This window comes from Aeromonas sp. FDAARGOS 1410, assembly GCF_019048745.1.
GTDB classification, from domain to species: Bacteria; Pseudomonadota; Gammaproteobacteria; order Enterobacterales; family Aeromonadaceae; genus Aeromonas; species Aeromonas jandaei.
Window position 1 is genome coordinate 4,426,526 of the sequence record NZ_CP077401.1, and the last position, 20,539, is coordinate 4,447,064.

The 20,539-nt window shown below is 58.0% G+C and carries 18 protein-coding genes; 10 read left to right on the plus strand and 8 right to left on the minus strand.

The window, feature by feature from the left end:
• Window positions 1-421: 421 nt before the first annotated feature.
• The gene (dbpA, locus tag I6L40_RS20615; RefSeq protein ID WP_071912521.1) at window positions 422-1,801 is read left to right on the plus strand and encodes an ATP-dependent RNA helicase DbpA; all 1,380 of its coding nucleotides are present in this window, start codon (window positions 422-424) and stop codon (window positions 1,799-1,801) included.
• 81 nt (window positions 1,802-1,882) lie between these two features.
• Window positions 1,883-2,173, plus strand: coding sequence for a YkgJ family cysteine cluster protein (locus tag I6L40_RS20620; RefSeq protein WP_041209276.1), 291 nt, complete (start codon window positions 1,883-1,885; stop codon window positions 2,171-2,173).
• 18 nt (window positions 2,174-2,191) lie between these two features.
• Here I6L40_RS20620 and I6L40_RS20625 read toward each other — a convergent pair whose 3' ends face one another.
• Window positions 2,192-2,584: a hypothetical protein gene (locus I6L40_RS20625; RefSeq protein WP_216994796.1), complete on the minus strand. Its 393-nt coding sequence runs from the start codon at window positions 2,582-2,584 to the stop codon at window positions 2,192-2,194.
• A 267-nt stretch (window positions 2,585-2,851) separates the two neighbouring features.
• On the opposite strand from I6L40_RS20625, the gene I6L40_RS20630 reads away from it, so the two are divergent.
• Window positions 2,852-4,246, plus strand: coding sequence for a PepSY domain-containing protein (locus I6L40_RS20630; protein ID WP_216994797.1), 1,395 nt, complete (start codon window positions 2,852-2,854; stop codon window positions 4,244-4,246).
• Window positions 4,247-4,319: 73 nt separating this feature from the next.
• Here the strand turns inward: I6L40_RS20630 and I6L40_RS20635 are convergent, their stop codons facing one another.
• A complete protein-coding gene (locus I6L40_RS20635; protein WP_041209279.1) occupies window positions 4,320-5,225 on the minus strand; it encodes a 1,4-dihydroxy-2-naphthoate polyprenyltransferase in 906 nt (301 codons plus the stop codon).
• A gap of 207 nt (window positions 5,226-5,432) precedes the next feature.
• Between I6L40_RS20635 and I6L40_RS20640 the strand changes: the two genes are divergently transcribed.
• From I6L40_RS20640 to I6L40_RS20670, 7 genes are all read left to right on the plus strand, one after another.
• Window positions 5,433-6,752 carry an isochorismate synthase MenF gene (locus I6L40_RS20640; protein ID WP_216994798.1) on the plus strand — a complete coding sequence of 440 codons (1,320 nt, stop codon included), beginning with the start codon at window positions 5,433-5,435 and terminating at the stop codon, window positions 6,750-6,752.
• A 32-nt stretch (window positions 6,753-6,784) separates the two neighbouring features.
• Entirely contained in the window at window positions 6,785-8,533 is a 1,749-nt protein-coding gene (menD, locus tag I6L40_RS20645; protein ID WP_216994799.1) for a 2-succinyl-5-enolpyruvyl-6-hydroxy-3-cyclohexene-1-carboxylic-acid synthase, read from the plus strand.
• A complete protein-coding gene (menH, locus tag I6L40_RS20650) occupies window positions 8,493-9,287 on the plus strand; it encodes a 2-succinyl-6-hydroxy-2,4-cyclohexadiene-1-carboxylate synthase (protein WP_216994800.1) in 795 nt (264 codons plus the stop codon). Before menD ends, menH begins: the two co-directional genes overlap by 41 nt.
• Before the next feature lie 4 nt (window positions 9,288-9,291).
• Window positions 9,292-10,140 (plus strand): 1,4-dihydroxy-2-naphthoyl-CoA synthase, encoded by an 849-nt coding sequence (gene menB / locus I6L40_RS20655; protein WP_197025515.1) that lies wholly within the window; start codon window positions 9,292-9,294, stop codon window positions 10,138-10,140.
• A complete protein-coding gene (gene menC, locus I6L40_RS20660; RefSeq protein WP_041209283.1) occupies window positions 10,140-11,069 on the plus strand; it encodes an o-succinylbenzoate synthase in 930 nt (309 codons plus the stop codon). The genes menB and menC overlap by 1 nt, the downstream gene beginning before the upstream one ends.
• A complete protein-coding gene (locus I6L40_RS20665) occupies window positions 11,062-12,459 on the plus strand; it encodes an AMP-binding protein (RefSeq protein WP_216994801.1) in 1,398 nt (465 codons plus the stop codon). Before menC ends, I6L40_RS20665 begins: the two co-directional genes overlap by 8 nt.
• A gap of 301 nt (window positions 12,460-12,760) precedes the next feature.
• On the plus strand, window positions 12,761-13,996 hold the full coding sequence (locus tag I6L40_RS20670) for a winged helix-turn-helix domain-containing protein (protein WP_071912503.1): 1,236 nt from the start codon (window positions 12,761-12,763) through the stop codon (window positions 13,994-13,996).
• 2 nt (window positions 13,997-13,998) lie between these two features.
• Here the strand turns inward: I6L40_RS20670 and I6L40_RS20675 are convergent, their stop codons facing one another.
• The 6 genes from I6L40_RS20675 to I6L40_RS20700 form a co-directional block, all read right to left on the minus strand.
• Window positions 13,999-14,550, minus strand: coding sequence for a fimbrial protein (locus I6L40_RS20675; protein WP_071912500.1), 552 nt, complete (start codon window positions 14,548-14,550; stop codon window positions 13,999-14,001).
• Window positions 14,551-14,561: 11 nt separating this feature from the next.
• Window positions 14,562-15,590, minus strand: coding sequence for a fimbrial protein (locus I6L40_RS20680; protein WP_071912498.1), 1,029 nt, complete (start codon window positions 15,588-15,590; stop codon window positions 14,562-14,564).
• A 4-nt stretch (window positions 15,591-15,594) separates the two neighbouring features.
• Window positions 15,595-16,326, minus strand: a complete 732-nt coding sequence (locus tag I6L40_RS20685; protein ID WP_071912496.1) for a molecular chaperone — start codon at window positions 16,324-16,326, stop codon at window positions 15,595-15,597.
• A 10-nt stretch (window positions 16,327-16,336) separates the two neighbouring features.
• Window positions 16,337-18,871 carry a fimbria/pilus outer membrane usher protein gene (locus I6L40_RS20690; protein ID WP_071912494.1) on the minus strand — a complete coding sequence of 845 codons (2,535 nt, stop codon included), beginning with the start codon at window positions 18,869-18,871 and terminating at the stop codon, window positions 16,337-16,339.
• 67 nt (window positions 18,872-18,938) lie between these two features.
• Window positions 18,939-19,328, minus strand: coding sequence for a hypothetical protein (locus I6L40_RS20695; RefSeq protein WP_071912491.1), 390 nt, complete (start codon window positions 19,326-19,328; stop codon window positions 18,939-18,941).
• Window positions 19,329-19,427: 99 nt separating this feature from the next.
• The gene (locus tag I6L40_RS20700) at window positions 19,428-19,970 is read right to left on the minus strand and encodes a fimbrial protein (RefSeq protein ID WP_043849572.1); all 543 of its coding nucleotides are present in this window, start codon (window positions 19,968-19,970) and stop codon (window positions 19,428-19,430) included.
• Between the last annotated feature and the right edge of the window lie 569 nt (window positions 19,971-20,539).

Sequence of the window (20,539 nt, forward strand, 5' to 3'; positions counted from 1 at the left end):
TAAATTAATTAAGCAATAAAAGCATATTAATCATGCAACATCACCACCAACAAACTTCATATAAAACATAATGATAGAAAATAAACGGATGTAAGCAACGATACCACCCGATATTTTCATATCATTTTCATAACAGCCAGTTAATTGCTCTACCCCCATTTGCGCCGTTTTTTCACCCGATAATTTAATCAACCCAAGCGAAAAACGTTTATCTGCGATGAATAATTAAAAACACGTTTAAAAAATGCCGGCTATTTATTCCCGGTCTCTCGTGTTTGTTACTTTGGCGACAAATGACCCCGAGATGACCCGATGCGGACCAGTCGTTCAAATTTCCGCCACATCCTGCGCCGGATTCTGGTATGATGCGCGCCCCTGGCGCCATGGCGCTGCCCGTTTTTCTCCGAAATAGAGCCTTTTTGTGAACAACAGCGAATTTAGCAGCCTGAACCTCTCCCCCGCCCTGCTCGAGAACCTCACCACTCTGGGTTATCTGCAGATGACCCCGATCCAGGCTCAGAGCCTGCCTCTGGTACTCGACGGCAAAGACTTGATCGCCAAGGCAAAAACCGGCAGCGGCAAGACCGCAGCCTTCGGCCTCGGCCTGCTCTCCAGCCTCGACGTCAACCGGCTCGAGGTACAGGCGCTGGTGCTCTGCCCGACTCGCGAACTGGCGGATCAGGTGGCGACCGAGATCCGTCGTCTCGCCCGCACCCTGCCCAACGTCAAGCTGGTGACCCTGTGCGGCGGCACCCCGACCGCACCGCAATCGGCCACCCTGAGCTTTGGCGCCCACATCGCCGTCGGCACCCCGGGTCGAATTCTCAAACATCTGGAGCAGGGCACGCTCGAGCTGGACAGTCTGAAGACGCTGGTACTGGACGAAGCAGACCGCATGCTGGACATGGGCTTTGGCGAAGATATCAACCGGGTCATCAGCCATGCCCCGCGCGACCGTCAGACTCTGCTCTTCTCCGCCACCTATCCAGAGGGGATTGCCCAGATGAGCCGCGGCGTGCAGCGCAATCCGGTCGAGGTAAGCGTAGAGGCACTCCATGAAGAGAGCGCCATCGAACAGAAGCTCTATGAAGTACCGGCCGGTCAGCGCCTCGACGCGCTCACCTGGCTGCTGAGCCACTATCAGCCAAGCTCCTGCGTGGTGTTCTGCAACACCAAGCGGGCCTGCAATGACGTGGCCGATCACCTGGCCGCCAAGGGCTTCTCGGCACTGGCGCTGAACGGCGATCTGGAGCAGCGCGAGCGGGATCAGGTGCTGGTGCGTTTTGCCAACGGCAGCGCCACCATTCTGGTCGCCACCGACGTGGCGGCTCGCGGCCTCGACATCAAGGAGCTGGGCGCCGTCATCAACTACGAGCTCACCTATGACCCGGAAGTGCACGTACACCGCATCGGTCGTACCGGCCGCGCCGGTCAGCAGGGTCTGGCCCTGAGCCTCTATCAGCCGAATGAAGCGCAGCGGGTAAACCTCATCGAGGAGTACCAGCAGGCACCTATGCCGCTGGGGGATCTCGATGCCATCGGCCGTGCCATCAAGCCGCTGGCGCCGCAGATGGTGACCCTCTCCATCGATGCGGGCCGCAAGACCAAGGTGCGCGCTGGCGATATCCTGGGTGCCCTGACCGGTGAAGGCGGCATTGCCGGCGCCGACGTCGGCAAGATCCAGATCTCCGAGCAGTACTCCTACGTCGCGGTCAAACAGAGCGTGGCCAAGGCTGCACTCAAGCGGCTGCAGGAAGGCAAGATCAAGGGCCGCAGCTACCGCGCCCGCAAACTGGGCTAAGGTTCATCCTGCCCGGACACAGGCGCCGTCACGGCGCCTGTTTCATATCCATCAATGCCGCTATCCGGCCAGAGAGACAACATGCCCCGGACAACCCAGCCAGCCGTCAGCTGCCAGAATTGCGAAGCCTGCTGCTGCCGTCTCGAAGTGATGATCATTACCGATACCGGCGTGCCGGATCGCTATATCGAGGAGCGGGAAGGCGAGGTGCCGGTTATGCATCGGCTGGAAGATGGCTGGTGCGCGGCGCTCGACCGCAACACCATGATGTGCCGCATCTATGAAGTCAGGCCGCTGATCTGCCGCGATTTCGAGATGGGGGAACCCGACTGCATCGACGAGCGGGACAAGTGGTTTATCAACCTCAGCTGACGTGAGTGGATCGGCTGCTCACACTTCGCAGAGCGATAGCTCCTGCTCCAGCCAGCGGATGGCGGCCCCCTCCTGCTCGAAATAGCGCACCGCCCGAAACGGCAAGCCGCTGAAAACTTGATCGGCCAGATAGCGCTTGAATCCCCCCGACAGCACAACCGCCAGAAAGAGACAACCGTTCTCGGCGCACCAGCCAAACTGGCGGCGAAAACGGGTCAAAACCTCGGGCCCGGCCGCTTCAAACTCGGTCGCCACTTCGACGATTCCCCAGGGATGGGCCACCAACCCGGTCAACTCACGGGCAAAGTGCGCTTCATAGGCGGCGGCCCCTGCCAGATTGAAGGGGCCGCTCGGCCGACAGATCATCATCTGTCCCCTGCGCTCCATCTCGAATTGACCGTGCGGCTGCATCCTTGCGTCCCTCTTTTTATTGGCATCAGAAATCTGATTGTTACCATAACGTAATAATTCATATGAAAAAGTCCAGATAAATCCGGTCTCCCTCCAGCCCTTCCAGAGCAGGTTATGCCTCGAATATCCCGCTGGCGGCACCGTCTCGCATGGTCAGATGAATAGCCAGAATGTGTGATTGCAGTTAACGAAACGTTGCTGCTATTATCCGCGCCACCACAAACCTTCCACCTACAGAAATGTTTGAACACTCAACAAGGACGGGCAATGAAAAGCAGGGATTCTAACCATTACCAGCGGATCTGGCGCTGGCACTTCTATGCAGGGCTCTTTGTCGCCCCCTTTCTGATCCTGCTGTCACTGACCGGGATCGTCTATCTGTTCAAACCCCAGCTCGACAACCTGATGTATCCCGAGCTGATGAAGGTTGCCCCCGCCAGTCAAACCCTGAGTGCCGACCAGCTGCTGGCCAAGGCGATGATCGCCATGCCGGACGCCAGCCTGCGCAAATATCTGCCGCCCGCCAGCCCGGATGCCAGCGCCCAGTTCATCGTCAATCAGGGGGATCGCGAACTGACCCTGTTCCTCGATCCCGCCAGCGGCGCCCTGCTCGGTACCATGGATAACAAGTGGAATCTGCAGGCAGTCGCTCGCGCTCTGCACGCCGAGCTGCTGCTCGGTACCACCGGAGATCGGCTGATCGAGCTGGCTGCCGGCTGGGGGATAGTGTTGCTGTTGAGCGGACTCTATCTCTGGTGGCCGCGCAAGGGTCCCGGCGTGGGCGGTATTCTCTGGCCCAGAGTCAGCCAGCGTGGCCGCCTCTGGTGGCGCGATCTGCACGCCGTTATCGGCTTCTGGGGTGCAGGTTTCCTGTTGCTGCTGCTCTTGAGCGGCATGACCTGGACCGGCTTCTGGGGCGACCAGTTTGCCGCAGTCTGGAACCGCTTCCCGGCCGCCATGTGGAACGAGGTACCCAAATCGGCACCGCTGGCCCGCAGCCTGAATCAGGCCCACGAGCAGACCGTCCCCTGGGCGGTGGAAAACACCCCCATGCCCAGCTCGCAGCCGGTTGATGAGGGGCACGATCACAGCGCCATGAACCACGGCGAGCACGAGGGAATGGTGATGGCCAGCCAGCGGATCCCGCTGCAACAGGTGGTGGATATCGCCACAGCCCGGAAGGTGAGTCCGGGGTACAGCATCACCCCACCGGTCGGCACCGCCGGTGTCTATACCATCGCGATCTTTGCCGATGATCCGCGCAACGACGCTACCCTGCATATCGATCAATACAGTGGCAAGGTGCTGGCCGATGTGCGCTGGCAGGATTACGGCCCGGTCGCCAAAACGGTGGAGAGTGGCGTCATGCTGCACATGGGCAAGCTCTACGGCTGGCCCCACCAGCTCGCCATGCTGCTCATCTGCCTGATGGTGCTGGCCAGCGCCGTGAGCGGTCTGTGGATCTGGTGGTGCCGCCGCCCGCAGGGTCGTCTCGCCGCACCGCCGCTGCCCGCCAAACTTCCGCCGATGCGTGGCGCCATCGCCCTGCTGATCCTGCTGGGCATTGCCTTCCCGCTGGTGGGCGCCTCGCTGGTCGCCATCTGGCTGCTGGATACCCTGCTCTTCTCCCGCCGGACTCCGGCGCTGGCCAAGGCCAGCTGAGCTGCCTCGATAACGATCAAAAAGGGCTCCCGTTCGGGAGCCCTTTTCATTTATCGCAGTTCCATCCAGCAGGTCAGGATAGCGCCAACCCGATGGAGAGCAGCAGGCTGAACAGAAATGCGCTGATGGCGGTCTTCTTGAGGGCACCGGTCAGCACCTCGCCATCGAAGCTTTCGCGCAGGGTTCTGGCAGCATCGGTGAGCGGCTTCATGGCAGGCAGGAAGATCCACGGCCAGAAGCTGGCGGGCTGGGTCAGGATAAAGGCGATGGTCGCCAGCAGCGCCGCCCCCAGCAGCACCCAGTGATAGGCGATGGCACGATTGCGGCCAAGGCGAACTGCCAGAGTGATCTTGCCGCTGGCGGCATCGGTCTCGATATCGCGCACATTGTTGATGTTGAGCACCGCGGTCGCCAGCAGGCCACAGGCTGTCGCAGGGAGCAACAGATCCAGCTCCAGCGTCTTGGTAAAGAGGTAGTAGGAGCCGAGCACCCCGAGCAGGCCAAAGAAGAGGAACACAGAGATGTCGCCAAAACCGCGGTAGCCGTAAGGAGTCTTGCCCACGGTATAGGTCACTGCCGCGACAATGGCCGCACCACCCAGCACCACGAAGGTGAGGATCTGCAACCACTGGCCACCAAAGGCGCAACCGAGCAGCAGCAGGCCGCTGGCCACCGCCGCCAGCGCGGTCAGCGCCATCGCCACGCACATCTGCTTGCGGGTGATCAGGCCGGAAACGACTGCCCGTTGTGGCCCGATCCGCTCACCGTTGTCGGCACCGGAGACCGCATCGCCATAGTCGTTGGCCAGATTGGAGAGGATCTGCAGCAGGATGGCGGTCAGCAGGGAGAGCGCCATGATGGTGCCATCGAAGGCACCGCGGCTGGCAGCCAGCCCGGAGCCCAGCAGGATGGAGGAGCAGGCGAGCGGCAAGGTGCGCAAACGCGCCGCCAGCAACCAAACAGATACGTTATTTGTCATATTGTGATGGCCAAACTATCGGATATTGATCGGATTAAGGGTTATCGAACCGGATTTGGGTATACTTGGCCCCTGAGAGTGCAGCACCCTCGGGCGATTTACATGGACGAATGGGCAGATAATATATAGGAAATCATCGCCTTTGGCATAAACCTACGGCATCCCGCTGCGGGATCGGCCGTTACTATCCGGCTCAGACAAGAATCCATGTTGGCTCAGACCCATATCAAGCAACAACTGGACGCCCTGCGTCACAGCAAGGCCAGCGGCTTCGTGCGGCTGCGCGTGACGTTCGAGATCCGCTCTTTTCTGGGCTGGCTCGCGGCGCAAACCCTCTATCCGCGTATCTATTGGCATGCCCGTGGCCAGAGCAGCCCCGAATATGTCGCGCTGGGCGCCATTCAGGAGCTGACTGCGCCGGAAGATATCCGTCAGGTGTGCAGCAACACGGCAGAGCCCCATGATGATAGTCCCCGCTACTATGGCGGTCTGGCGTTCGACCCGACCCAGCCGGGATGGCAGGGCTTTGGCGCCTGCCGTTTCGTGCTGCCCCGCATCGAGCTGGTACGCCGCGGCGAGTGCGTCAGCCTCTGCCTCAACCTCTGGTTGACCGGCGCCAATCTGGAGCAGGAGCTGCACGCGGCCGAAACCGCCCTCGATGCGCTGCAACCGGAAGCGCCGCTGCCTCCGCTACAAAAACAGCGCTGGCATCGTCACGACTGCCCCGGCCCCAAGCGCTGGCAGACACTGGTGGAGCGAGTCACCACCCCCGACTTTCAGGCCAGCACCCCCAAGGTGGTGCTATCGCGCGAAAGCGTGCTGACCAGCCAGCATGACGCCGGCCAGATCAATCCCTGGGCCATGCTGGATCAGTGGGCCAACCACGCACAGGACTGCTTCCACTTCGGTTTTCAATTCTCCCCCGAACAGGCCTTTATCGCCTGCTCCCCCGAGCGGCTCTACCGCCGCGAGGAGCGCCACCTCTTTACCGAGGCGCTGGCGGGCACCATTCGCCGCTCCGGCGACGAGGCGACCGATGAAGCGCTGGCCACCGAGCTGCTCACCGACAGTAAAAACCGGCTGGAGAACCGGCTGGTTCACGCCGACATCCTGAGCCGACTGGCCCCACTGGCCCACGATGCCACCCTGACCGAGCCCCGCATTCTCAAACTGCGGCTGCTGCAACACCTCAAGTGCGATATCGAAGCCGAGCTAAAACCCGGCGTCTGTGACTGGCAACTGCTCGACGCCCTCCACCCGACTCCGGCGGTGGGCGGTGCCCCGCGCGAGGCGGCGCTCGCCTTTATCCGCGAGTTCGAACCCTACGAGCGCGGCTGGTATGCCGGCGCCTGCGGCATGCTGAGCCGGGAGACCTCGGAGTTTTCGGTCGCCATCCGCAGTGCCCGCATCCAGCCCGGCAGCGTCACCCTGTTTGCCGGTGCCGGCATCGTCGCCGGTTCCGAGCCTGCCGCCGAGTGGGCCGAGCTCGACAACAAGATCGCCAATGTGCTCTCCCTGCTGGGATAGTCATTCACCCTTTTCACGCTACGAGAGCCCCTATGCCCACCCGTAAAGAGCCAGCCAGCGAAGTGTTTGCCTGCCGCCCGTTTTCAAATCAGCACGCCACCTTCAACCACGTCTGGTCCTCCCTGTTGCTGGAGGAGCTCTTTCGCCTTGGCGTGCGCGATCTGGTGCTGGCTCCCGGCTCCCGCTCCGCGCCGCTGACCATGGCTGCAGCGGCACATCAGGGCTTTCGCCGCCACCTGCACTTTGACGAGCGTGGCCTCGGCTTTATGGCGCTCGGGCTGGCCAAGGGGAGCAATCGCCCGGTGGCGGTGATCATGACCTCGGGCACCGCGGTGGCCAACCTCTGGCCTGCGGTGGCCGAGGCCCAGCTCACCGGTGTGCCGCTGATTATTCTCTCCGCCGATCGTCCCCACGAGCTTATCGACAACGGCGCCAATCAGGCGATCGACCAGCAGGGGATCTTCGGCCGCTACCCCGTCTATCAGCAGAACCTGCCAAGCCCCACCCCGACCATTCCGGCGGCGTTTGTGCTGAGTTCGGTAGATCAAGCCTTGGCCAGGCAGGCGCTCACCCCCGGGGTGGTGCACTTCAACTGCATGTACCCGGAGCCCCTCTACCCGGGCGAACACTATCAGGATTTCTCCGACTATCTGGCCCCCCTCGGTGACTGGCTCAGCTCGCAGACCCCCTGGAGCCCGTGGCAGCAGAGCGAAGCGACCTGCCCCCCTCAGGCAGAGTGGGAAAACTTTCGGCAAAAACGCGGCGTCGTTGTTGCCGGTCGCATTACCGACCCGCAGCAAGCAGAGGCTGCCGCCGAGCTGGCGGAGCGGCTTGGCTGGCCGCTGCTGGCCGATATCCAGAGCCAGCTGCGCTTCGATCGCCGCAATCTGATCGAGCTGGACCTCGCCCTCAACAATGCAGCCGTGGCCGCCGAGCTGGGCCGTGCCGAGGTGCTGCTGCAATTTGGCGCCCGACTGGTCTCCAAGCGCCTTGGCCAGTTCATCAAGCAGCAGGCGTGGCACGACTACTGGCTGGTGGACCCGCAGCCGGCGCGGCTCGATCCCGACTACCGGCTGCGCAACCGCCTGCTCTGCAGTGCCGGCACCTTTGCCTCTGCCCATCCGGTCACCGCCAGCAAGGCCCCTTGGCATCGGCTGCCCGCGCTGCTGCAGCCGGTCGGTCAGGCGATAGCCGCCGCCTGCGATCGCTTCTCAGAGCTCGGAGTCTGCCATCGCATCAATAGCCTTATCGAGGGGCAGCTCTTTGTCGGCAACAGCATGCCGGCCCGGTTAATGGACATGCTCGGCGAAACGGGCAAGGGGCCGAGCCGGGTGATGACCAACCGCGGCGCCTCCGGCATCGATGGTCTCATCGCCACCGCTTACGGATTTGCACAAAGCAGCAACCAACCCACCACCCTGCTGATCGGCGATCTGAGCGCCCTGCACGATCTCAACAGCCTGGCCCTGCTCAGCAAGGCGAGCCAGCCGCTGGTGGTGCTCCTGCTCAACAACGATGGCGGCAGCATCTTTCGCATGTTGCCGGTGCCCACCGAAGGGGAGCTGCTGGAGAGCTACTACCGGCTGCCCCATGGCCTCGGCTTTGGACATGCCGCCGCCATGTTTGGCATCGCCTACCGCGCGCCGACGACCCTGGCCGGGTTCGAGCAGGAGTACGGTTTGGCCCTCAAGGGTGGCGTTACCCTGATCGAGATCAGGGTACCGAGCGAGCAGGTGGCCGATGATCTCAAGGCATTGGGAGCCACCATCCGTGAGCTGTAACGACACACCGCTGGTTCTGCTGCACGGTCTGCTCGGCGATGGAAACGACTGGCAACCGGTCATTGACCGCCTGCCCGGCCACCACTGCATTGCCCTCGACCTGCCGGGTCACGGCCAGCATCACGAGCTGCGGGTCAACGACTTCGAGCAGAGTCACCAGTGGCTGTGCCGCGAGCTAGCCAGTCGCGGTATCGCGCGCTACCTGCTGGTCGGCTACTCGCTGGGCGGACGACTGGCCCTCTACCACGCCAGCCGTGAGCCGGCGGGGCTATCGGGACTGCTGCTGGAGAACTGCCACCCGGGGCTGCCAGCCGGTGAGCGAGCCGCCCGCATCGCCCACGATGAGAGCTGGGCAGAGCGCTTCGAGCGCGAGCCCCTGGCTGATGTGCTGGCCGACTGGTATCGGCAGGGGGTGTTTGCCGATCTCGATGAGGCAGCCCGTGCTCGCCAGATCGCTCGCCGCCTTGGCAACGACGGCAAGGACGTGGCCGCCATGCTGCGCGCCACCTCCCTTGGCCAGCAGCCGGCTCTCGCTTCCTGGCTGGCGCAAGGCGAGTTGCCTGTCACTTATGTCAGCGGCAAGCGGGATCACAAATTCCATCAGCTGGCTTGCCTCATGGCGAGTCAGCATCGCAAAATCAACCACTTGGAGCTGGATGGCGGCCATAACCTGCATGCCCACCAGCCCGAGGCTTTTGCCCGACTCCTTGCGGAGTGGGTCAACCAACAACAAGAAGAGAAGAGTCATGATTGAAGCAATGACTGAAGCGGAACTCTACGCACCTGTCGAGTGGCGTGATTGCTCCGCCGGTTACGAGGACATCCTCTATCACAAGTCCGGCGATGGCATTGCCAAGATCACTATCAACCGCCCCCAGGTACGCAACGCCTTCCGTCCCCGCACCGTCAAAGAGATGCTGCAGGCGCTGGCCGATGCCCGTTATGACGATCAGGTCGGTACCATCATCCTGACCGGTTTCGGCGAGAAGGCCTTCTGCGCCGGCGGCGACCAGAAGATCCGCGGCGACTACGGTGGCTATCGCGATGACGAGGGGACTCATCACCTCAACGTGCTCGACTTCCAGCGCGACATCCGCACCTGCCCGAAACCGGTGGTGGCCATGGTGGCCGGCTATGCGGTCGGTGGCGGCCACGTGCTGCACATGATGTGTGACCTGACCATCGCCGCCGACAACGCCCAGTTTGGCCAGACCGGCCCGAAAGTAGGTTCCTTCGACGGCGGTTGGGGCGCCTCCTACATGGCCCGCATCGTCGGCCAGAAGAAAGCCCGCGAGATCTGGTTCCTCTGCCGCATGTACGATGCCCGGCAAGCCCTCGACATGGGTCTGGTCAACACCGTCGTGCCGCTGGCGGATCTGGAGCGCGAAACCGTGCGCTGGTGCCGCGAGATGCTGCAAAACAGCCCGATGGCGCTGCGTTGCCTGAAGGCGGCCCTCAATGCCGACTGTGACGGTCAGGCAGGGTTGCAGGAGCTGGCTGGCAATGCCACCATGCTGTTCTACATGACCGAAGAGGGTCAGGAAGGGCGCAACGCGTTCAACGAAAAACGCCGTCCCGACTTCTCCAAATACAAGCGGAACCCCTGATGACACTAGCCCTCTATCGCTATCAACTGCCTTTTACCCAGCCACTGACCTTTCACGGCAAGGTGGAGGTGGCGCGAGAGGGGCTGTTGGTGCGCATCAACGACGGCTGGGGGGAAATTGCCCCCCTGCCCGGCTTCTCGCAAGAGAGCCTGCAACAGGCGGAGCAGGAAGCGCTCGCCGCTCTGGCGGCCCTGGCCGCCGGAGATACCCCGAATCCCGTGCTGCCGTCGGTGCAATTTGGCCTCGACTGCGCACGCCGCAAATGGCCGGAGCAGAGCAACCCGCTGCCCGCGCCTTACCCCCTTATTCAGGGCTCGCCGCAAGAGCTGCTGAAAAATTGGAAAGAGTGGCTCCACAGCACCCCCAGCAAGGCCAAGCTGAAGGTAGCCCGCTATCCGATGCGTGACGAGCTGGCACTGATCCGCCTGCTGTGCGATCGGGTGCCTTCCCTCAAACTGGTGCTGGATGCCAACCAGGGCTGGACCCGCGAGGAGGCATGGACCTTCTGCGGCCATCTCGACCCGAACCGCATCGAGTATCTGGAAGACCCTTGCGCCGATTTCGCCGATATCGCCTTCGTTGCCAACCGCACCGGCATGCCGGTAGCGCTGGACGAACTCCTGGCGCAGGGCAAACCGTGGGAGCCTATCCCGCAGTTGAAGGCGCTGGTGCTCAAACCCACCCTACTTGGCTCGCTCGCCAATATCGAAGCGCTGGTCAACCGCGCTCGCGAGCTGCGACTCAAGGTAATCATCTCCTCTTGCTTCGAGTCGGGTCTCGGGCTGAATCAGCTCGCCCGTCTGGCGGGGGAGTGGGCGCCAGAGCAGGCTCCCGGTCTCGATACCCGTCGCTGGATGGCGGGGGATCTGCTCGATAGCGATGGCAAGCCCGACGTGAGCCAACTGACCCAGCTGTTTCTCCGTGATTGATCCCGCCCACAGCAAGGAACCCTGCCCGGTACGCCACTGGGCGGGGCTCACACCCGACCATATCGCCATCCATGGTCCGACCCCGCTCAGCTATCGCCAGCTCGATCGCCACATCAACAGCCTCTGCCAACAGCTGGCACAGGCTGGGCTCCAGCACGGCGATCACCTTGCAGCGGTAGTGCGCGGTGCGCAGCAGGATGTGCTGCTGGCGTGGGCATGCGTGCGCAGCGGCATCATCTTCTGTCCGCTCAATCCCGCCTTTCCGCCTGCGCGGCAGGCCGAGCTGGCAACCCTGCTCGATGCCACTGCCTTCTGGTCGGCTGGCGAGATCCCGACGGGCAGCTGGCAAGCCTTGCGCCTCGATTTCACCCATGAGCTGGCAACGGATGAAAGCAGCTGCATGCTGGTGCCAGCCCAGCTCAACAACATGATCCTCACCTCAGGCTCCAGCGGTACGCCGAAGGCCGTGGTACACCGGCTGGCCAACCATCTGGCTTCGGCTCGCGGTTCAGCCGCTCTGATCCCCCTCGATCAGGGGTGCGGCTGGCTGCTCTCGCTGCCGCTGTTTCACGTTGGCGGTTACGCCATCCTGTTTCGGGTTTTTCTGGCGGGCGCCACTCTGGTGCTGGATGATCGCAGTCAGCCGCTCAAGGCGCGGCTTGAACAGCAACCCATCACCCACCTCTCGCTGGTGCCGACCCAGCTCTGGCGCCTGCTGGCAGAGGGCTTTGACCCCGCACGCACCCGACTGCGCGAGCTGCTGCTCGGCGGTGCCGCCATCCCGCAGCCACTGGTGAGCCGTCTCTGCGCCATGGGGCTCGAACCCAAGGTGAGTTATGGCCTCTCCGAGATGGGCAGTCAGGTCTGCACCACCATCCCCGGCAATGCCGGTGTGGTCGGCCGCCCGCTACCGGGACGGGAGGTGTGCATCAGGGAGCAGGAGATCTGCGTGCGCGGTGCCACCCTGTTTGCCGGTTACTACCGCGATGGAACTCTCGATCTGCCCCTTGATGCTGACGGTTGGTTTCATACCCGCGACAAGGGCCACTTCAGCGAGAACGGCGAACTGGTGGTAGAGGGGCGACTCGACAACCTCTTTATCTCGGGGGGCGAAAATATCCAGCCCGAGACCATAGAGCAGCGGCTGGTGGATCACCCGGCCGTCGCCCAGGCACTGGTGGTGCCGGTACCAAGCGACGAGTGGGGGCAGCGCCCCGCCGCCTTTATCGACTGGCACGGCGAACCGGTCCCCTACCCCGAACTGGCAGCCTGGATCCGTGCCACCCTGCCCGGCTTTATGGTGCCCGACCGCTGGCTCCCCTGGCCCAATCTCGGCGGTAATCTCAAACCCCAGCGCAAGCAATATCAGAATTTTTTTAAGGCGCAATAATCGGCCATGCGACAAAAACCGGCATGCAAGAGTCATCCAAATACGCACATTATTCGAAAGAAAATGCTGACAGCGTCAAAATTTCCCGCACATGCAGGAGTAAGTGAGAACGATTACATAAACGGCCATTTTTTTGCACATTTTTTGAACCAAATTAATGAGCTGTAGTACCATATCCCCCGCCATGCGTTTAAGCAATGAGGTAACTGGTTGATAGTAAAGGAAATCAGTAATTTATCATTATTTGAACAAAGACTGCATGGTGGTAAAATGCACTCCTTGGCAGTAAGACGAGTCACACATGAGTAACAAAATTTATAAAATTGCAGAGGATATCTTTTTCTCCGCTGCAATATTCCGACTCTCAAAAGGAGACAAGGACATCAAGCTCAGCAACAAGGAAGCCGAGCTGCTCGAAATGCTGTGTGATGAGGCAGGTACTGTCATTCCCAGAAGCAAGCTGCAGGATACCTTGTGGCCCAATCAGGACAATACCGACACCAATTTGAACCGGCAGATCCTCTCATTGAGAAGAAAGCTGGAATCATTCAGTTTGATGGATGCTATCGACACTATTCCGCGAGTGGGATATATCTTTTGTGCCCCTATTGAAGCAGCAGGTGAAACGGAAGAAGCAACGTCAAATGAAGAAACTCAAACGGCGATGACTTCCCATCCCCCTCAAGCCAGACGGCAATATACTCGCCGAAAATATGACCGCTATTTCAACCCAAAACGTATTCTGCTGTTTGTGTTGCTGCTAGTTTCACTGACTTCACTGGCCATCTTTATTTATAACTATGTGACGGCGAATACGCTGCGCGCTATCAATCTCAGTCAGATTTCTCTCTATATGACCAGCGATACAGAAAAAGCGCTGAATGTCAAAATAGATTCAATAGCCCCCTTGATAACGCGTATTTCGCGCAAGGCCGATGAGCAGATTTCCATTTTAGTCGGCAAAGAAGCCATCAGCTATTTTTCCATCGATAATAATCGCAGAAAATTATCAGAGAATGTTTTTTTACTGCGCAGTGGTCATCCGGTGGCTGAAGAAGTGCAATGCGTCATCACAACCATGACCCAACAGGTAGAGAATGTTTCCCACAACTATTACAACAATCCAGACACCACTGTCAGATATCACAGAAATTGTCAGGCACCGGACAACTGGGTAGAGATAACCAGAAAGAGTAAATTCATTGTAACCATGAACAGGGAAATAGTTGTGGCAACCATGATAGCAACCGACAATCAGGGAAAGATACTGTTCAATATGGATTCCGTCGGGGATCTGGAGCGGGATAATGGCGATATTTCGGTCGAGGTAAAAAATACCATTGTCAATTTCATTGATCAGCAGGCACTGACCAATAACGGTATGGTAGCCACTTTGGTGGCTGCGCTGACGCCACCTAAACAAAAGTCCCAGTTCATTCAATTGCCTGGCGGAATTTACCTCTCCAGTTATCTGGGGGGCGTCATCACCTGGCCCAGCCTTGGTAACTCAAAAGTCATCCAGCGCAACGACTTCTGAGTTTATTCATAAGCAATGATGAAATTGGCGACGGCAGAATAGTCGCCAGGCTGGATGTTCTTGGCCGCCAGAGCCGCCGGATGCCCTTCAACCCGAGCAAAGAATTGCAGCTGATTATCTGCCGTACCTCCCAGCAGATAGCCGCGAGAGGCAGTACCCAAATTCAGGGGTGATTGAGTCACATCATATAGGCGGATACCAGCCCCCTTGGCAATCCCAGCCGTGAATGCCAACCCGCCGCTGAGTTGGGTATCCTGCGAGCCGGTAAAGGTCACCTTGGCCATACGGAAGATCCCGGGCTTGCAGTTGGTCAACCGGATCACGAAAGGCACGTGGGCACCGACCCCGTTGGCATAAAGCTCCTTCACGTCGACCACCCCCATGTCGACCTCTTGGTCAACGGATTCCGGGGCAACAACACATGGCTGATCGATGATCCGGCCGTGAAGATGAACTGTGTTACCCAACAATTCCAAGTCATTGCTAGCACGGGGGGCTGCCGTTACCGCCAACAGTGGGCACACTGCCAAGCCTATCCACAATGTCCGTAGCATAAAATGACTCCTCATTGGAACTCTGCAACGATAGTGGCTGTGGCGTAAAAGTCACCAGCTGGGATATCCGCCCCTGCGGGTGTTACTGGCGCAGCGATAAAACCCCAATCACCGATATTGCCCTGCATGGAAACTGGATAGAATGTATTCAAATTAAGCGGTGAACCATCCAGCTGCTTAAACTTGATACCCAAGTCAGGGATAACTGTTCCCCCCTGATAGCCATCTTTGGTTGTTCTCAAATAGTCTTGATTGAAGGATGCTGGTCTTCCAGAAATACCTAGGTTGATTTTTAGCGCATTTCCCTCAAATGCCCCCCCTTTACATTGGAAAGTCAATGGAAGTATTTTTTCAAAGTTATTTCCGTCCAATCCATTAGCAGGAAGATCACCAAATTCAACCTCGATGGTCTGGCCGCCATTTATCACACACTCTTCCGGCACATAGAGAATAGATGACTGAATTACAATTCGTGACATTACGTCGCCACTGAAGTCTGAGTCGGTCATTCCCAATCGCCCAAACATTTCCACTATTTGGTGGTCAGATATATGCACCCCATTTATGATGGGTTTTCTTACACGGAAGGTAACTTGACCATGGCTGCCACTCTCAAAGTTGAACCTAACCTTCCCACCCTGATAACAAGGCCCATATCTACCTTTATTTGTTTCATTATTGAATGGTGCGGTGACAAGTTCTCTTCTATTGCCCGCTATAAATATTTCAACCTTCATATCCAGAAATTCATTAAGCTTTACAAAACCCTCACCAACCTGTGTCAAACCATCACTGATCACCGCTTTGTAATAAATAGGAGATGTCTGAATTGTCTGGGTTGGACAATAGACTGTTCCACCATAGGTTGTGCCCAGCTCCCATTTAAAAGGCTTAGTCTTCGATCCTGGCTTATTTACAATGTCAGCCTTATCAAGATTTATATTATATGTTTGAGTTGCATCTGGTACCACTGCGCCATTGACTGCCAATGCCGGGGACGCTAAAGCAATCATCCCTGCACAGATAATGAAACGATACATAACGTTACTCGCTCTTCACGGCTTTACAGGCATTGCCTGTGCACTGGTATTTGATGTCCATATATCCGCCGTAGTCATTGACGTAGCTGATCACAAATTCATTGCCCAGTGTTTCCGGGATGGTGACCGTCTGCTCTGACTTGGGGGCAACCATAAAGGCAGAGAAACCCTTGATGGTGGTCCGCTCCTTGCCCTGCGGATGGCCGAGGCCCACGTAGGTGATGTAGTAAGGGGTCGGGTTGTTGACCTTCAGAGCTTTGCCCTGCTTGGTGATCAGCACCTGATCCTGCCAGACTGCCCCACGCTCGGGCAGGATGGCCTCGGGGCGGTAGAACAGCTTTATCTTGGACTGCACGGCAATCTGCATCACGTTGCTCTTCTCGCTCTTGGGCGGGATCTCGCGCAGGTTGAAGTAGTAGATGGACTCGCGATCCTTGGGCAGGCTGTCTATGGCCGGCACACTGGCGATGCGCACGATGGACTTCTGGTTGGCATCCACCCGCTGTACCGGCGGCAGCACCACGAAAGGAGAAGAGATCTTCTGGCCATGGGCATCTTCAATCCAGGCCTGCGCCAGGTAGGGCAGCTTCTGGTTCTCGTTCTTGATGTTTAGGCTGATGGACTTGGCACCGCCCGGATAAACGGCGCGAGTACGGTCCAGTACGATGGCGGCGCTGACGTTGAGCGAGGTCATGCCCAGCACAGCCAGACAGGTATAAGAGAGCAGCTTTTTCATCGGTATCCCATTACTTGCAAGTGAGAGTCTTCATCGACAGATCGGTTACTTGTTGCGGCGCCACTATCTTGCACTGGCGGGCCCCGCCCCATGAAAGTTCAAACGTTTCATTCGGTTTCACCCCGGTCAGATAGACCAGGCCATCTTCATCCACCACCGAGAGCACCCGGCCGGAATCCTTGACGACGGTAGCACCAAACGGCGGCACTGAGCCATCGGGCAGCCTGACATTGGCCAGCAGCTTGAACCCTTCCGCAATTTCGAAGGCATTATACCCAATTGCCCCCTCGGTCAGGGTCCCCTGCTTGATGGCGTTCATCGCATCAATGTTGTCGCTCAGCTGATCCACATCGACCCGGGTATCGCTCTTGCGATAATCGGTCATGTCGCTGATCACCGCGACACCAAAACGGTTGGTCACGGCGCGGCCGTTGTTGAAGGAGACGCCAGAAGTCTTGTCGGTATCCACCATCATGCGGGTACCACCACGGCGGGTCGCCTGGTGCAGGGCCGCGCCGTGCTCGGTCGCCGTCAGGCCACCACGCAGGCTGGCCCCGACCGAGGTGTATTCGCTCTGCACGCTATAGGCATTGAGACTGACCGCCCCGATGTCGCTATTGTGGTTGTAGTAGCCCCGCGCCACGGCGTGGCCATTGCTCTGCACACCCGCCCCCAGCTGATAGGTATCATCCGGCCGGCTGTAATCCTGATAAGTGGCAAGATGGGTCACCTTGCCATTGGAGGACTGCACGCTATATCCCGCGCTCTTTCTGTCCCCGATCGGCATGCTCAGGGTCAGCATGATGCTCTTGTCATCCTCGTAGTTTTCGGTCTTGGTCTTGTAGGCCGATACGTAGACGGAAACATCCTTGAAGCTGCCGATGTTCACGTTCTTGTTGATGGAGAGGCCGTAGCGATCCTCGGCATCATGATCCCAGTAGGTTCTGTGGGTGTAGTCCAGGTAGACGGTCAGCGCCTTGGACGCATCATCTGCCCAGAAGGTCTTGTTGGCGGTGATGGTATAGAGCTCCTTGTCACCCCAGTTGTTGTAGTCATCACTCGAGGTGGTCTCGTTTTTCTCCAACCGCTCCTTGTTATTGAGGAACTGCGACATTGTCATGAAGTCATGTTGGGAGAAGCGATAACCTGCAAAGGTGATCGAGCTGTTGTATTCATCGAACTGCTTGGCGTAGTTCACCCGCACCGACTGGCCAATCTTGGTCGACAGGCCAGGCAGCTTGGAGATGGATTGGGTCAGGTCAGCCGAGATGGCACCAAACGCATAGAGGTCGCGACCGATACCCAATCCCATGGAATTGTATTCACCGGCGATTAGGCTGCCACCGTACAGCGACCAGGAGTTTGCCACCCCCCAGGAGAAATCACCGGTCACAAAGGCCGGACCGTGCACATCATGAACCGAATCACTCTGTTCTGAAGGGGCGCCGACCGCCAGGTTGTATCGGACGTAGCCGGGGCGAGTCAGGTAGGGAACGGTCGCGGTGTCTACCTGGAACGAGTTGACGCTGCCATCCTGCTCCTCTACCCGCACGTCGAGGCGGCCGCGCACCGAGCTATCCAGCCCCTGGATGCGAAACGGACCAGCCGGTACGTTGGTCTCATAGATGACCCGGCCGGACTGGGAGATGGTCACCTTGGCGTTGGTCTTGGCAATACCGCTCACTTCCGGCGCATAACCCTGCAGGCTAGGCGGCAGCATGCGCTCATCATTGGCCAGGTTGACGCCGGTATAGCGGAAGCCATCGATCAGCTGAGAGTTGAGCTGCTGCTCACCTACCGTCAGCTTGGCGGCCATGTTCGGCAGCGGACGATAGGCATAGATGCGGTTTAGCTCGGTCGACGTCCGCTCATTGTCGCCCCAGTAAGAGCTGGCCTGATAGTCACCCCGCAGACGCCAGGCGCCATAATTGAACCCCAGAGTACCGTAGCTGCTGATATTGCGATTGGAGTAACCATCCCCTTCGTTGACCTGGGCGTTGATGTTGTAATCCAGCATCATCCCCGTGATCCCTTCATCCCATTGCTCGGGCGGAATCCAGTTCGGATCGCTGTATTTCATCCACGCCTGGGGCACGGCGATGCGCAGCAAACCGTTACCGATGTCGTTGGAGATCACCACACCGTCCAGTGCCAGCAGGTTGGCACACTGGCCATCGTGCCAGGTATCGATCTTGGCGATAGCCTCGTCGGTCAGTGCCAGCTTGGGGATCACTTCTTGCGGCAAGCAGGCAACCCCGCCCTTTCCCTTACCTGTGTCGGTCTCGTAGAAAGGGATCTTCTGCAGGGGCAGCTTATTCTTGTTGACCTCGATTTCGAGGTAATAGTCGCCGGGCAGGATATAGCCTTCGTCGGCAAACTGGGAGAGGTCGATCTTGGTTCGCTCATCCAGATCGAGCGCATCAATATTAAACTCCGTTTCTGCCCATGCGTGATTTGCCACCGCCATCAGGCCGGGCACGCATAGCATAAAAGCCATTTTTGAATAATGTTTTTTTCTCACAGAGTCTGATGTTGAAACGCTCATATTTTCACTCTAGGAATTGCATAACGGTCTCACGTAATGAGGTATCTACACTAAGCAATTGGCTTGCTTACATATAATTGAGTTCCAACAGCGTCGTACTGTCCGGAAAAAACAGTTGACTGCTGGTTAGCCCCAAATTGAATTCCAGATCACTGTTGACGATATCCGAAACAATAAAACGCTCGCCGGATACCTTGTGATATTGGCCGTTGTTGAGAATGCCCAGCTCATCGCTCATGGCACCGCGCACGGACATGGAAATAAAAGGCAGTAATGCCTCTGTCGCCCCTTCAACCTGACAGCCGCTGATTTTCAGCGTGCCTGGTTGCTGAGCCTGCAGCGGAATGCTGCGCAGCACCTCAAGCGTACAGCCCGATTCGGCCAGTCCATCCGTGAGTTGATTGGCGTGGACTGATCCCGCCATCATCACCAGCTGCAGCGCTATGGCTGCCATCATTGAAGTTTTCATGATCAAGGTTCGATGTGAGGAAACAGAATGTGTGAAGTTGTGGTGGCTCACACCACCACAACCCTTGTCACACGTTAAGGCACTCTATTACTCGTAAGAGAGAGTAAAGTTGGTCACTGCAGTGAAAGCGCCAGCTTTCAGCGGATTGGTGTCTTGGCTTGCATAACCTTTCAGCACGGCGCTGAAGGGCAGCTCGTTGTTACCGTTTACCAGACCGAAGGCGGCTGTCGGGGCACCCAGAACAATCGGAGCACCGCCCGGAGCGGTCATCTTGATACCGGCACCAGCGGCGTCACCACCACCGATAACCAGCAGGGTGGAATCTACCGGGTCTTTGGCACCGCTGAAGGTCACCTTGACGGCATCATCCTTGTCGGAGATTTCACAGTTCAGCAGCTTGATGCTGAACGGCTTGGAGCTGGACTCACCACCATTGGCCAGCTCTTTAGTGCTGATCTGACCCATTTCAACTACCTGGTCAACAGACTCAGGGGCTACAGAGCAAGGGGCGTTGATGATTTCACCGTTAAAGGTGACTTTACCTGAACCAGCGCCGCCAGCAGCAAAAGCGGAGCCGCACAGCAGCATGGAACCAACACCCATAGCAACCAGAATCTTATTAGCTTTCATTCGTTTATACCTACATTAACGTGTGTTGTACTGCATCACTCACATCATGCTGGAGTCACGATATTTAGTGATGCGGCGATATACTGCACAGCAACTGTTGGTGCTCGCCCCTCATTAAGCCGATGAGAGGTCATGCCAATAATAAACTGTGCCTTTTCAGGTTTATTTAAATAAGCAAAAGCAGCACGCCGCATCAGGGGTAGTTCCCGCTACCCCTGAACCGCACAGCTACATACATCCTTTTTTCCTGTGTAGAAAGCCGCATTCCGCTTTTGCTTGACGAGCAAATTAACGACTCGTTTGATGCACATCAAATACATTTTGATTTGTATAAATTTTTTTATAAACACAATTAAAACAAATGGTTATGGCGACCACACAACATAAGGAAATCTCATGAAATAAATAAAGTTCATATAAGAGACATCTATTTCAATATTGTCAGGCCATGAATTTAAAGCGGTTAACAAGCACACAACAAAAGCAAAACAAAAATAACTTCAAGTTATTTGGTAATAGTTATCACCAACCTTGCGAACCACCACCAAAGAGGTAATCAGGTAATCAGG